Consider the following 14,297-nt stretch of genomic DNA (forward strand, 5'->3'; position numbering starts at 1 on the left):
TTTGCTAGGTAACCGTGGCCTTTCGAGGCCGTCCGCGGGGGTTGAGCGTAAACTCCAGGCCCAACCGTTCCGCTGTCCGCCGCTGCCAGGTCTCGTCGCCAAACGGCTGACCGCGGCTCACCGACAGTCGCACTGCTTCTAGTTCCGCTTTTGTCTGCGGCTGCTTCACCCACGCCGCCCAATTCCGCGGTCGGACCACCGGCCATGCCGACGATTCCGGCGCATCATCTACCCCTTGTTTGCCCGCGCGCTGGGCCAGGCTGCTATACGGCCACTCTTCAGCCGTCTTCGCCATCCTGGCGCGGAGGCCGTTTCGTTCCACGTACCGGGTCACTGTGTAAAAGTGATCGTCGTCCTGAACCGGAAATGACTTGTAGGTCCCCTGGTAGAGGTGGCCGCGTCCGACGCTATGCCGGTGCAGGTGCCAACGGCGCACATGGGTCGTCGTCAGCCGTTGCATGAAGGCTCCGAAATCGCCGTCGTTGACCGGCCAAAGCAAAAAGTGCCAGTGGTTGGGCAACAGGCAGTAGGCCAAAACCCGCATCGGCACACGCTCTTGGGTCTCCTTCATCACGCGCAAGAAGGCTTCGTAGTCGGCGCGATCGTCGAAGATCTCTCCGCGGTCGTTGCCGCGATTGAGGACGTGAAACACCATGCCACCAGGGGCGACGCGAGCAGCTCTTGCGTGCCCCTCACAGTACACGGTGCCGCCCATCCTGTCAATAATGGGCCTTATCCCCTTTTCAGGGTCTTATCCCCTTTTCAGGGTCAGAGGCCATGTCCTCAGTAACCGCTTTCTTTCCCGCTACGAAGCAATACGCTTTTGTCGTCCCAACTTTTCCACCCCGCACGAAAAAATTTCGTCGGCCGGTCGCGTCAGCCAACCGCTGGCTCCATTCATGGGTGCTTGCCCGTTCCCGCTGTTCTACCTCCTGACTGGCTTGGGATGGATCTGCTGAAAAAACCTGCCTCTGCGCCGCTGCCTCTGTTCTACCGCGCGGCTGGCTTGGGACCGCGATACGCAAAAATCCCGTGTTTCATCGGCTTACGCAAATTTGCGGAAGCCGATCGGCACCGGCGGCCGCGTGGCGGCATTGCTCAATGTTTCAGCACGCCCGGTGGCCTCATCTCCCGGCGGACGCCCGTTCCACTACGAACAGCAAGTCGTCGCGCAACCGCTTGTACCAGCAGGCGGAGGCGATTCAGCAGCGGGCCGAGGGCGGCGCGTGTGTGTAGCCGCAAGGCGGGCGGCAGCTCGGCCAGGCGGACCAGGTTTTCAATCAATGTCAACCGTTCAGGGCCGCGCAGGCTGGCATGATGGATGAAGATCGAGCCCCAATCGTCGTGGATCCGAAAGCCATGAAAGCCGCCCTGCCGCTGGCCCAGCGGGTAGACCTGCACGTGCGAGCGGACATCCTCTCGGTTGAGCAATTCGATGATGGCCGCTTGCTCCCACCAGGGGTGATGGATGAACTGTTCGTGCTGGTAGATCGCGTGCATAAACTGGAACGACCAGGCAGAGTTGCGGATGAAGAACAGCCCGGCGTTGGGACCATCGTGGGTGCCCTGGTAGCCGAAGCGATCGCAATAGCGGCTTTTTGCCGGATTGACGACGGCGGCCATGCGGGAGAATTCTTCGCCGCAGAAAAGCGTAAGGAAGGCGAGTTTCATAACGTGGTCGGGACACTTAGTTTTTGCCACACCATAATGATACATGTCGGTCGATTCCGAGCGCCTGATATCACATGGCGGTGGAAGACGGATTGGATGCACGGGGTGCGTAGGCTGGGCGATTTCAATGGTCCGGGAAGTGCAGCCGTCGGGCCCGCTGTCCCTGTGCCGAGACACACGAGGTGCAAACAGCGATGAGGGCCGAGCCAACGCCGAAGGCGCCGCGCGCCACGGCGGTCATGTCATGTCGAAGAACTATTTTGGCTGCGCCATGCTCCGTCTTTCGGCACCGTTGCCAAAACAACGGCTCCTGGCACCTTTTCCGGCTTAGTTTTTGGCACACGATAGTGAGACAGTCGCCCGCCTCAGAGCGCCTGACATTCACGGGCAGTAGACTGATCGCGGCCGAGAGCGAAATGGCGCCTCCGGTCGCCCGCCTCAGAGCGCCTGACATTCACGGGCAGTGGAAGACGGATTGGATGCGTCGGTTGGGAAGTTGGGGTTAAATCTCAATGGGCAGACAGTTGTGGGCTGAGGCGGCCTCAGGCCCCTGCTTATCGAGACACATGGGACTGCAAAAACTGCCACGAGGGGGCCGACCCAACGCCCAAGTCGCCGCGCGCCATGCTGCTGATGTCCGAAGAGCTATTTGGCCGCGCCCTGCTCGTCACCCCGGAACCGTGCCAAAAACAACGGTTCCTGGCACCTTTTCCGATCCGGTTTGGACACTTAGTTTTTGGAACGCTTTCTTGATACATTTTGACCGATTCCGAGCGCCTGACAGACACGGCACTGTAAGGCGGGTTGCATGTGGCGACTGCGGAGGCTGGGTAATTTCAACGCGCGGGGCGTTGCAGTCACATGGCCGCACGTCTTGCATTGAAACACAGGCGGCTGCAAGACAGCATGAGGGCCGAGTTGGCGACCGAGGCGGGCGCCGTGCCGGTGATATCGAAGCGCTATTTGGCTGGGCTATCCTAGTCTCTCCCTACCGTTTGCCAAAACAACGGTTCCTGACACCTTTTCGCCATTCCCTTTAGACGCCCCGGCACCTTTTCCTGCCCCTTACGATCCTCCGAGATCCCTTGCAACGTCCGACATCCAACAGAGGAAAATATCGAATGCAACGCCGAAACATCCCCAAACAGCCACACTGATCGCGATAGTTTTCCACCTTTCACATGCGATAACCCCGATTGTCAGCCCGATCATGAGCGAGGCGACCAGGAACGTGCAAAGCAAATTCCACGAGATCTCCGCGATCGGATAGTTGATACTAGTCACCAGAGCCAGTGACAGCGCGGCCGTCGCCGTGGCGGCCAGTAGCCGCCGCAAACTAAACTGGAAGCGTCTCCGTCTCATTGTCGCGTGCTACCAAAGGAAAATCGAGAAGCCAATTAAAGTGGCGAGATCCGCCCTGCGCGTGCCACATCATGCTATTCTACCCAGTCCTTCGTCACATACTTGCAAATCGAAAAAGCACCGCTGGGCACCTTGCCTTGTCCGAACTCCTCCCAGAACTTGATTCCCGCCAGATTCGCCTCTATATCGGCGCCCGATTCTGCTGTGTCGAGGCGCCCGCCCCATTTTCTCCGAAAGCCTCTTAAGGGTTCCGGGGCACTACTAGGAAAAAAGACGAAGTCCGCTGTTTCAAGCCATTTCAGTTGTTTTTGGAACCGGACCGTGTGCTCTAGTTCCCTAATTTTACCTTCGGTCCAAAGGAAAAACGGATAGGCATACCCTGGGCCCATGGCCTGTTGAATTTCAAAGCCCATGTAGCCTTGTTGGAAAAAATGTCCAATCTTATCGGATCCTACGCATAGCCGCTGGCCATTGCACACCAACAGCATACAATCTGCAGTAGTCGTCTTGTTAAATCGTACTTTCATGTCCTTGTTTAGTCCAGCGATTACCGACCCCTCCTCCGTGTTCATGTGGATCCACTTTTCAATCTTGGTGATCGGTAGGGCGTAGCGACCTCGTCCCGTAGTGGCGTATGACACGGATGTATCCTTCGCGAGAAGGTACCAAAGCTCGATACTTGGGGCACGGCCCGCTGGTTTCTTTGACCGCTTCAGGGCAATCTTAATCTGACGGTTGATATAGGCGTCTAAGGCGGTCGCAAAATCGGTTAGCCCGCCGCATCGGCCCTTGCAGTCGCATTCGAGAAGACCAAGCGGATCAGCAAGGTTAAGTGAACTCCCACGCGCGTACTCATACTGGTGCGGCGAATCGACGTAGCCGAGTGGATCCCTCGTCAACCATCGGCCGACGAAGGGCCCGTACCAGCGGTTGCGGACGAGGTAGAGGCCCCAGCCCGCGTTGTAACGGTAGCCGGCGAAGAGCGTCTCCCAGTCAAAGTCCGAATTGAAGCCGTAGTTGATGAGATAAAAATTGCCGTTCATGAACGCCGGCATGCCGTAGCCGTCGTAGGCGTAGCGCTCCTGCACTGTGCCCGTCGTATCGACGATCGCCGTCACATTCCAGTTCGGATCTTGCAAGGCGTACAGCCGATTGGGCGTGTAATCGATGGTGTCGCGCAGCACCAGGTCGTCGATGTAGCGCAGCCCCCAAACCCACTGCCGCTCCGGCGTCTGGTACTGACTCGTGGTGTCATGCTGCTCGATCAATTGCCAGGAGTCGGAATAAAAGTAGCTGTAATTCGAGGCGTAGATTGCCAACCGCCCCAGCCCGTCGTAGAGAAGAGGCTGGACTGAAACAGAGGCCGCCCGGTTCCAGGCGTCATAGGTCAGGTTGTTCTGGCTCGCGTTCGCCACCTCCAGTTGGGTGGTGTTGCCCGCCGCGTCGTAAACCACCGGCCCGCGGTTCGCGCTGGTCGTGATCTCGTTGACCTTGTTGTGCGTCTGGGTGTCCGACGTGTTGCCATAGATGTTGTCCTGCTGCTGGATGACGTTCCAGTTGCCGGTGGCGTCGAGGCCCCAGGCTTGAAAGAGGTCCTGCGTGCCGGAAACGATTCCGTTGTTGGTGCCGTTGAGCTGGCCGCGCTCGACCTCGGCCAGGCGCTCGAGGCCGTCGTAGGCGTAAAGCTCGTCCAGCTTGGCGCTGGCCGCATCGGCCACCGTGTTGCGCCGCCACAAACGGTTGCTGGCCCGGTCGTAGCCGTGCTGGATGCGATCGAGATCGGCGCTGGTGCCGCTGTTGAACCAGCGGTTGTCGACCACGCGATTGAACCGGTCGAAGCCCGTGTAGGGATCGCTGCCGCTGCCGTTGATCAGCGACCAAGTGGTCGAAGCCTGCGCGTAGGCGAGCTGCACGAAGGTGTTGAGGCCCAGCCGCGTGTAGTCGGCAAGGTGCGTGACCCCATCGTTGTCGATCAGGCTGGCCACGCGACCGAGGGCGTCGTCCATGCCGCCGGACGTGCCATAGCTGTAATTGAGCACTCGCCCGGTCGGATAGGTCATCGAAGTCCGCCGAATGGTGTTGGCCGAGCCGTCGGCGTACGCATAGTTCGTGCTCCACGAGTAGATAAACGCTGGGTAATCGTCGGTCTCCGTCGTCAGTTGAGCGAATGAATTGTAGGAGAAGTAGACGCCGGTAACAAGGTTCCCGCCGCCCACGACGGGGGTGCTGTAGTTCTCCACGCTGGCCAGCATGCCGCGGACCTCGTAGGTCCGCTCGATCCGCTGCACCGTACCATCGATGGCATGTCCACCGCTGCTGGAGCTGCTCGAGCTGGCCAGGAAGGAGATCACGCGGTCGTGAATCAGCCGGCCCAGCAGGTCGAAATCGTAGGCATGCACCACCCCGCGCTGGTCGGTAAGCTGCTTGACTTGCGACTGGCGATTATAGAGATAGCTCAGCCTGTCGCTCGACGAATCGGGATAGACCACCGAGACGACCAGATCGTTTCGCGCGATGTCGGAGGCGGCCAGCGTGCTGCCGTAGTTATAGGTCGTGACCTGATTGCCGGTGGCGGAGTTGACCGCGGTCACGGTGGCAATCAGGCTGTCGGGCGTGTAGCTCCACTCGGTCGTATTGTTCTTGTCGTCCGAGACGGGGAGGTTGGACGATGACGAACTGCTCGAGCTGCTGGAACTGCCGGCGGGGTTGACGACGAGCTGCGTCTTGCGGCCGGCGTCGTCGAAGGTGAGCAGGCTGACCAGGCCCGCCGGGTCAATCGATTCGTAGGCTTCCCCGCGACTGTTGTAGAGCGTCGAGCTGACGAGCACGGTGTCGGCACGCGCCGGAATGGTCGCCGAACGCGTGAAGGTGGCGTCACCGTTGGTGCCGTAGTTCGCTTGCGCCTGCTGGCGGCCAATTGCGTCCGGATAGATGGCGACATAAGTGACCCGAGCCTGTGGCTGGCTGCCGCCGGGATAGGTAAGCGAACCGGTGCCGGTGGCGTTGTGGAACCGCTGGCGGAAGGCCGTCTGGATCACGTTGCTGGCGGCGTCATGGGTCATTTCGGTCTGCTCTACGATCGTGTCGTCCGTCACGCTGGAGGCGCTGGCATAGCTCGATTCGCCAGCGCTCAGATCGTAGCCAACGTATCGTGTCGTCTCTCGGCCCAGATTGTCCAACACGTGCTTGGTGAAGGTGTTAGCGCCCGAAGGAAGCTGCTTGATGACGTTGCCCGCCGGATCAAACCAGGAATTGTCGGTCAGGCTGTTGCCGACCGTGCCCGTGCTGGGATCGACGGCGTAACGCACCGACTGGTAGACGCGGCCGCGATTGTCGTAGAGCGTCTGGCTGCTGGCAATGAGGTTGTTCGTGCTTTGGTCATAGTGATCGACCTGCGTCACGCGGTCGAGGGTGTCGAAGGCGTTGACGGTATAATAATCTTGCGGCGCGGTGGCCTGTGTCTGGCGATCGCGCCAGTCGTATTGGAACGTCCAGACGCGGTCGTCGGCCGAATTGGCATCGACGGGCAACGTCTGCTTGGTGAGGTTGCCGTCGCCGCCGCCCGAGCCGCCGTCGTAGACGTTGACCTGCACGGCCAGCATGTTGTTGCCCGATGCTCCGCCGCCGGTCGGATCGCTATCGGTGGCGCCGGTGTCGTTGGTGCCGACGTAAACCGAGAGCACGAGATTGCGCGGGTCGTGGACCATCCGCGTGATCGTGCCGCCCGGCGAAACGGCCTTGTTTTGGCGGCCCATGCCGTCGTAAGCGAAATCGGTCTCGTTATAGTTGACGCCTTTGGAGCCGCTGCCGCTCGCGGGGATGGCATAATAGACCTGGACTCAGGCCCCTGTTATCGAGACACATGGACCAAATATCAGGTTGTGGTGACGCGGGCCGGGGGATCGACTTTTTTCCTGCCATAGACCGGCTTTGCCCCGGCGGCCGCGCGGCGGCGGCGATCCTTGCATTTCGCTTTGCCACCAGCTTTAGCGATTGTCCTCATTTTGACCCGCCTGAAGGAGTACGTCCGCTTTCATCGACGAACTGTTCGCGCAGTTTGCGCAGCGCGCGGACCCAGCGCATGCGTACCGTGGCGGGCGCGCAACCGAGTTGCTCGGCGATCTGTTCGTGGCTGAGTTGCTCGAAATGCCGCAAACGAATGAGTTGCTGGTCGCCGGGCGACAGGTTTTCGATGGCCTTGGCCAATAGCAGTGACGCTTCGTTGGTGGCCGCTTGTTCGGCCGGGGTCGGCTGACCACCGCCGGCCAACGATTCAATTCGCGAATCGGTCAGGTCCAGCTCGCTTTGCAGACGCTCACCGCCGCAACCACGCTTTTGTGTGCCAAAGCGCGAACGGCCCTGTTGCAAGACAACCCGCCGCAGGATCGCTCTCAGCCATGCCAGACGTTCGGCCTGCGTCGTGCCGCGAAAGCCGTGCAAACCTCGCCAGGCATCGAGCAGGGTTTGCTGAACGATGTCCGACGCCTCGACCCGCCCACGCAAGCTGGCGGGTAGCTCACGCTCCGCGACCATCTTCAGCCACGGCCGCAGCGGGCCGATCGACCAACTGGACGAAAGCTCGCATTCCGCGCGGAGCACCTCATCCGGCACGACTTCGTCAGGCATGGGTTCCTCGCGGTCGAATACGTTTGGCGAGAAATTGTACAAGCCTCCAAGTTAGGTATAATTGTGGAAGCATTACGATCAGCGCCATGAACATGCCGGCGAGAAAATCGTCCCAGCCTAACCGGTAGCGAACGTCGTCGGCCGCCAGCAGCGCCGGAATCCATTGCAACGCCGCCGTGACGCCCGCCGCCAGGGCCAGCGCCAAGAAGAGCGGCCAAACGCGTCGCTCGACGACGCACCGCACCACGAAGGCCGCCGCGATGACGACCATCGTGCCTGTAAACAAAACGACGAACCATGGCTCCTGGGCCGAATCGCCGCCCGACTCGTTGCCCGCCAGCATCGTCCGCCAGGTCATCACGCAGGCCAGCGCGGCCAAGGGCGCCAGCGACAATTGGGCCAGCGAGAAGCGGCGCTTTCGAATCAGCCAATGGACGCCCGCCAGCGGGAGGACAAAGGCAAACAGGCTCTGCACTCCCGCTCGCGTCATGTTTGCGACGAGGTTCGTCAACGTCCGATCGGAATTATTCAGGGGCGAGAAAACTGGGGCTCTCCAGTGGCGCGGATCGTGTGCGGCCGACGCCGAAAGCGGTGCCGGCGTGGCTGTGGCCGACGGCGATACTTCGCCCGTCGCTGTGCTGCCGGGCGAAACGAACCGCACCCCGTCGCGCTGCTGCTGGACGAGATGCGGCGTGGCGCCCTCGATCAACAGCGTCGGGCCTTCGGCCACGAACTCGGGGCGGTCGTTGAGTTCGACTCGCGGAACGCCGTAAACAGTCCGGCCCGTGGAAACATCGAGCAGTGTGTCCGATGCGTCTGACCTCCAGATCATGTACTTCGGATCAGCCGTGGCAATCAGCGATTGGCGTCCCGCGGCCGGCGGCCGCGTTTTCCGCCACGCGACCGCGTCCGGATTGCCGCGATAGCAGGTCAGCGAACCGCCCGTGAGAACGATTCTTGCCAAGCTCCCGCCCGTGTCCGCTGCGGACGTATAGACCTGCAGGGCCTGGTTTTCCGATTTGTACGTGGTTGATACCCTCTCGTGGAGCCGCTCATCGCGAAGCTCGAGCCGCGAACATTTGATCGCGAGGTTGAACGCCGCATCAATTTGAGGAACAACCAGCGAGACGATCGGCGCCGCTTCGCCGGCGGGATGCACTTGCAGCGAGAGCATTCCCGGCTCGCTGGCCGTATAGACCAGGTTCCGCAACTGAGTCGGATACGTCCTCGCATCGAGCTCTTGCCCGGTGGCGAGTTGCAGGAGGCGGACAACCAATTGGTTCGCGCCGCGTCTGTCGACCAGTAGGAGGCAGGAATGGTCATCGTGGCACGGCGCCAACTCCATCAGGGGCAAAGCGGTGTTCCTGGGCCATTCGGAAATCTTTAGTTCGGTGGGGCATGACCACAACTCTCGGCCATCGCGGCCCGATATGGCCACCAATCGGACCGTATCGCCACCGGCGCCGCCGTCGGGCACGATACAGTCGGAGATGCCGTCGCCATCGACATCGGCCACGAGTAGCTTCACCGGATGCTCCGCGTGCATGCGCGGCGACAGGCCGCCTAAGAGGCTCTTTTCCCAAACGGTTTTGGCCGTTCCCAGAGCGATCTTCCGCAGGCTGAAGCCGGGGAAGCTGGTGGTGAATGGAACACGTCCTGGGGCGCCAGACAGCACGAAGACTTCTTGAGAACCGCCTTCACACGCGTCGGCATCATGAAACCCGCCCAACGATTGGTTCGCAAGCGTCGCGCCCACGCGGCCTGTCTCCGCATCAAGGCAGGTCCAGCGACTTCGCATACGGATCTGGTCTGAGGTCTGCACCAAGAGCCAATCCTGGTCCGAGAGCCGCAGGTGCCGCGCCAAAGGTAAAGTGCTGCCGCCGGCGATCGCTTGCCGCCAGAGCAAACGTCCGCTGGGAACATCCACGGCGGCGATCCGACTCATGTCGCGATCTGTGAGCAACACCCGCGGTTCGCCTCGAGCGTTGTGCCAACTCTCCAACACCCATTGGTAGCCAAAAACGAGGAGCTGATTGCTTTCGACGTCGATCCAGGCGGCGGACTCGCGGCCAATCTCGTTGGGCCCGGGCCGCTGCAGATAGTAGCCGGCGCCCGACGGCGATAAACGCGCAAGCGCGGTGAGTCCGTGCGCCGCCAGCGGCAACTCGTCCCGCTCGAGAGAGAACCGCACGGTCGTGCCGTCCAACCGCCGCTCGGGCGGCTCGCCCCAGACGATCGACGCTTCCACGGCGCCATCGGGCACGGCGCGCAGCGAGTCAATTTCCATCAGCCGAGTGAACTTGTCGACCTCGGCGATGATGGAGTGAAGAACCTTCAGGCGCTGGCCGCTGCGACCGCTGACCACGTCGATGTACACACTGACCTCGGCGCGCTGGCTGCGAATGGACTGCGCGCGATCGCGTTGCGTTTCGCCGTACAGCGAAGCAATCGCCACGTCGTCGACACCGTCGGCATCGACGTCGCCGACGAGGCAGATTCGCTCCGGCAACGATTCGGCACAACGGGCCCGCAGGGGAGCCTCCCATCCGTCGTCGCCCGTCGCTGCGTCGAGGCGCCGAATCTCCTTGCTGGCCTGAAGGCCGCCATCGCCCACGGCCACCAGCATGTCGTCGATTCCATCATGGTCGAGATCGACGACGAAAGGGAAGTCGCTTTTCTCACGCCCCACGCTGGCGACGTCGGTTTTTAATTCCAGCGACCTGCTCCACAGCGGCGTTTGGCTCTCAGATCTGAAAACGGCAAGCTGCTCGCCCGCAAAGGCCCCGAAGGCCCCGATAGTAGGCACACAGGATTGAACCAAGACGCCAGGCGATTGGTTTGCTCCCATCCGGAGCGTGCGCGGCGAGGTCACCAGTTCGGCTGCCGCCGCGCAAAGCGCCATCGGACCCCGCAGCCGTCCCGTGGCGACGTCCAACCGGCGCACCTCCTTCGCCGCGGTGAGCACGATGGCTTGCTCGTCGCCATCGTCGAACAGCTCGATCGACGGCGTTACGGGCAAGCGCCCAAACGGCAGGGCGATCCACTGGATGCGCCGATCTTGGGTGATCACGTTGCGTACCATGTTGGGGCCGCTAGACGGCAGCAGCGGTCGTATGTACCGATATTCGTCGACCTCCCGCGATTGGTATTCGAGCACGCCGGACAACGGCCAACGCGAACCGTTGGCCGCGCTGATGGGTGGCAGCGGCGTCGTCCAAGCGCGCTCGCCGTCACGTCCGCTCAGCAAGGTGATCTGCGGATAGACGGATTGTGGCGGCCGGACGGCCATCGATACCACAAGCACGTCGCGAACTCCGTCGCCCGTGTGATCGTGCGTCAACGCCATTTGCAGGATCGAGGGGAGCTCGACGGGTTTCTGATCGTTGCCGATCCAAGGCGGGGGAGCGTCGGGCGGAAGAGCGGCTTCGGCGCGGCTGACCCACAACAGGTTGCCGCGATGATCGAGCGCGGCCACGATCGGTTCCAGCCGGGCGGCCAACACGAAGTCCGCTTCGCCGTCGCCATTGAGATCGGCGGCGACGGGCATGAAACGCTGCGGCTTGGCCAGGTAGGGCCGGCGCGCGTGGCGCATGCCGGTGAAGCCCGCATCAATGCGATAGCTGAAATCGACGTTCCGAAAAAGTTCCGCGGTCGTCGTGATCTCGTCCAGCCGTAGCTCCGACACTCCGTGGCGGAGTTGCCGGTCGCCTTCGGCGACCACTCCCCCGCCACGGAGTGCCGGGACGACTTTGCCGCCGCCGACTTCACCCCGTAGGTTGTTTTCTGCGGGCTGCATCAGTTCCAAGCGAAAGCACTCACGTCCGCCGTCGGCATAGACCGAGAGCTGGCGGTTGTCCAACGTAAAAAGAAACGTGGTCCGTGGCTCGCCGTCGGAATGGATCTCGCTGATCCACATCCGGTCGACGTCGAGGGCGGGCGGAGCCGGCCGACGATCGACGTAGCGCGGACTGGCGACGTCGCCGGGATTCAACGGCAGGCGCGCGCGTTCGCCGAACCGCCCTTGCGCCGCGATGGCGATCTCGTATTCGCCGGCCTCCAAGGGCAGCGGTTGCTGCATCGGCAAGGCGACGGAGACGACTTCCTCGGCTGACGATTGATTCGACGGTGCTCGGCGGATGGCGGCCACGAAGGGTCCGCCGGCGGAAGTCATCTGCAGTTGGGCGCGGCGGCGGGCCGTGTACTGCTGATACGCCAGGCTCGCGACGCTGACGACGGCGATGGCCACGGTGGCGGCCAAGGCAGCCAGGCGCACGCGGCTGGCGTGGCGCGAAAAACGCCGGCTCCAGACGGTCCATGTCGGCAGACCGCGGGCCGCGATGGGCCGCCCGTCGCGGAGCGCTTTGAGATCGCTTAACAAGTCGGCCGCCGTGGCATAACGGTCGCGAGGCGACTTTTCGAGACACTTGAGCAGCACCACTTCCAGGGCGCGCGGCAATTTCGGATTGATGGCGCGCGGCGCGACGGGCTCCTCCTGCCGGATCTTCTCCAGCACCTCCAAAGGCGACGTGCCGCGGACGACGCTTTGCCCGGTCGCCAGTTCATAGAGCGTGACGCCCAGCCCATACAGGTCGGTGCGATGGTCTACCGTCTCGCTGGCGCCGGCGATTTGCTCGGGACTCATGTAACGCGGCGTGCCCATCAGCGCCTGCGAGAGCGAGAGTGTGGCGTCGACGTCGCGCCGGGCCAAGCCAAAATCCGTCAGCCAAACGTGGCCCTGGGCATCTTGGAGCAGGTTGGCCGGCTTGATGTCGCGATGCACGATTCCCTGCCAGTGGGCATATGCCAAAGCTTCCGCGGCGATGATGCCGATTTCGACGACTCGTTGCCAGCCGATTCCCGAGGGGTGCCTGGCGATCAACTGCGCCAGCGACTCTCCGTCGATCCGCTGCATGGCGTACCACAGCGTTCCGGGGGCCTGGCCGGTCGCATAGATCGGCACGATGTTTGGATGTTGCAGGCTTGCCGCGGTGGCCGCTTCGCGCAGAAAGCGTTGGCCCGCCGATCGATCGACCGTTCCCAGGGGAAGCAGTTTCAGGGCGACGACGCGGTCGAGCGAAATCTGATGGGCCTCGTAGACGACGCCCATGCCGCCCCGGCCGAGCTCCTTTAGCACGGCGAAATCGGATACGGCCGGCAGATCGGCTTCTACGAGAACGGCTTCGACCGGTCGCTCGGACAGGGATGCGAAGCCCGTGGCATCGATCGCCTGCATGACCTCCGTGTATTCGCGCAGTTTTTCGGCCAAGGCGGCGTCACCTTCGGCCAACTCCAGTAAATCAGGCGTTTCGCCGCCATTCCGCCGGGCCTCCCATTTCTCGAGGATTTCCGCGATACGCAGGTCAAGGTCCACGTCTTCACCGCGACCCGCAAGTTCCGGCGATTCCATTTGGCGTCTCCTTAAAGCATTATCGTCTCCAGTGTCCTAGATGCCAAGTTCCGCGTTGCGCAACCGTGTGATCGAAACGGGGCTCTCAACTTTCGCGCAACGCCTGGTCGAGATCATCACGGAGATCCTCGAACGCTTCCAGCCCGACGCTCAGACGAATGAGGTCGTCTCCGATCCCCTCGGCCAGACGTTGCTGGCGATCGTAACTGGCGTGCGACATGGCCGCGGGCTGCTCGATCAGCGATTCCACGGCCCCCAGGCTGACCGCCAGTTGAAAGAGCTTCGTGCTTTCGACCACCTTTTTGGCCATCGCAAAGCCGCCGGTGACTTCGAAGCTCAGCACGGCGCCGAAGCCATCGTCCATCTGCCGCTGCGCGATCGTATGGCCCGGATGATCGGCAAGACCTGGATAAAGCACGCGCTTGACTTTGGGGCGCGAGCGGAGGAACTCCGCGACGGCCAGCGCCGAGCGCGATTGCTCGCGCACCCGCAGTTCCAACGTTTTCAGCCCGCGGGAACAGAGAAACGAATCGAACGGGCCGAGCACGCCGCCCGTCGCGTTTTGAATGAAATACAGCCGGTCGTAGAGATGGCGGTCCTTGACCACCAGCGCGCCGCCGAGCACGTCGCTGTGGCCGCCGATGTACTTGGTGGCCGAGTGCATGACGATGTCGGCGCCCAACTCCAGCGGGCGCGTGATGGCCGGCGACGAGAGCGTGTTGTCGACGGCCAACAGCACGCCGCGCTCGTGGGCCAGTTGCGCGCAGGCGGCGATATCGGTGACCGACATCAGCGGATTGCCGGGGCTCTCGATCCACACGAGCCGCGTGCGAGGGGTGATTGCCTTGCTCACCGCGTCGAGATCGGAGGTGGGAACGAGGGAGACCGAGACGCCGCCGCGAACGATCACTTTATTGAGCAACCGGTAGGTGCCGCCGTAGATGTCGGCGCCGGCCACGACATGATCGCCACTCTCCAGCAACATCATGACGCAATGCGTGGCGGCCATGCCCGACGCGAATGCCAATCCGCCGCAGCCGCCCTCCAGCGCCGCCAACGTGGTTTCGAACGCCTTCCGCGTCGGATTGCCGCTGCGCGAATAGTCGAACTCGACCGAGGCTCCGGCGGCCGGCTGCACGAAGGTGCTGGCCACATGGATGGGCGGCACGACCGCTCCCGTTTGGCGGTCGGCTTCTTGGCCGGCATGGATGGCACGAGTGCGAAAGTGCAT

The 14,297-nt window shown here is 62.3% G+C and carries 6 protein-coding genes; all 6 read right to left on the reverse strand.

The window, feature by feature from the left end:
• Nucleotides 1-4: 4 nt before the first annotated feature.
• On the reverse strand, nucleotides 5-655 hold the full coding sequence (locus tag VNH11_26810) for a transposase (protein ID HVA50006.1): 651 nt from the start codon (nucleotides 653-655) through the stop codon (nucleotides 5-7).
• A gap of 443 nt (nucleotides 656-1,098) precedes the next feature.
• Nucleotides 1,099-1,671 carry a putative nucleotide-diphospho-sugar transferase gene (locus VNH11_26815; protein ID HVA50007.1) on the reverse strand — a complete coding sequence of 191 codons (573 nt, stop codon included), beginning with the start codon at nucleotides 1,669-1,671 and terminating at the stop codon, nucleotides 1,099-1,101.
• 1,436 nt (nucleotides 1,672-3,107) lie between these two features.
• Entirely contained in the window at nucleotides 3,108-6,788 is a 3,681-nt protein-coding gene (locus VNH11_26820; GenBank protein HVA50008.1) for an RHS repeat-associated core domain-containing protein, read from the reverse strand.
• A 244-nt stretch (nucleotides 6,789-7,032) separates the two neighbouring features.
• Nucleotides 7,033-7,659: a sigma-70 family RNA polymerase sigma factor gene (locus tag VNH11_26825; GenBank protein ID HVA50009.1), complete on the reverse strand. Its 627-nt coding sequence runs from the start codon at nucleotides 7,657-7,659 to the stop codon at nucleotides 7,033-7,035.
• Nucleotides 7,652-13,066: a protein kinase gene (locus VNH11_26830; protein ID HVA50010.1), complete on the reverse strand. Its 5,415-nt coding sequence runs from the start codon at nucleotides 13,064-13,066 to the stop codon at nucleotides 7,652-7,654. Before VNH11_26830 ends, VNH11_26825 begins: the two co-directional genes overlap by 8 nt.
• Nucleotides 13,067-13,151: 85 nt before the next feature.
• The gene (locus VNH11_26835; GenBank protein HVA50011.1) at nucleotides 13,152-14,297 is read right to left on the reverse strand and encodes a PLP-dependent aspartate aminotransferase family protein; all 1,146 of its coding nucleotides are present in this window, start codon (nucleotides 14,295-14,297) and stop codon (nucleotides 13,152-13,154) included.

It is taken from the genome of Pirellulales bacterium, from assembly GCA_035533075.1.
GTDB lineage: Bacteria > Planctomycetota > Planctomycetia > Pirellulales > JAICIG01 > DASSFG01.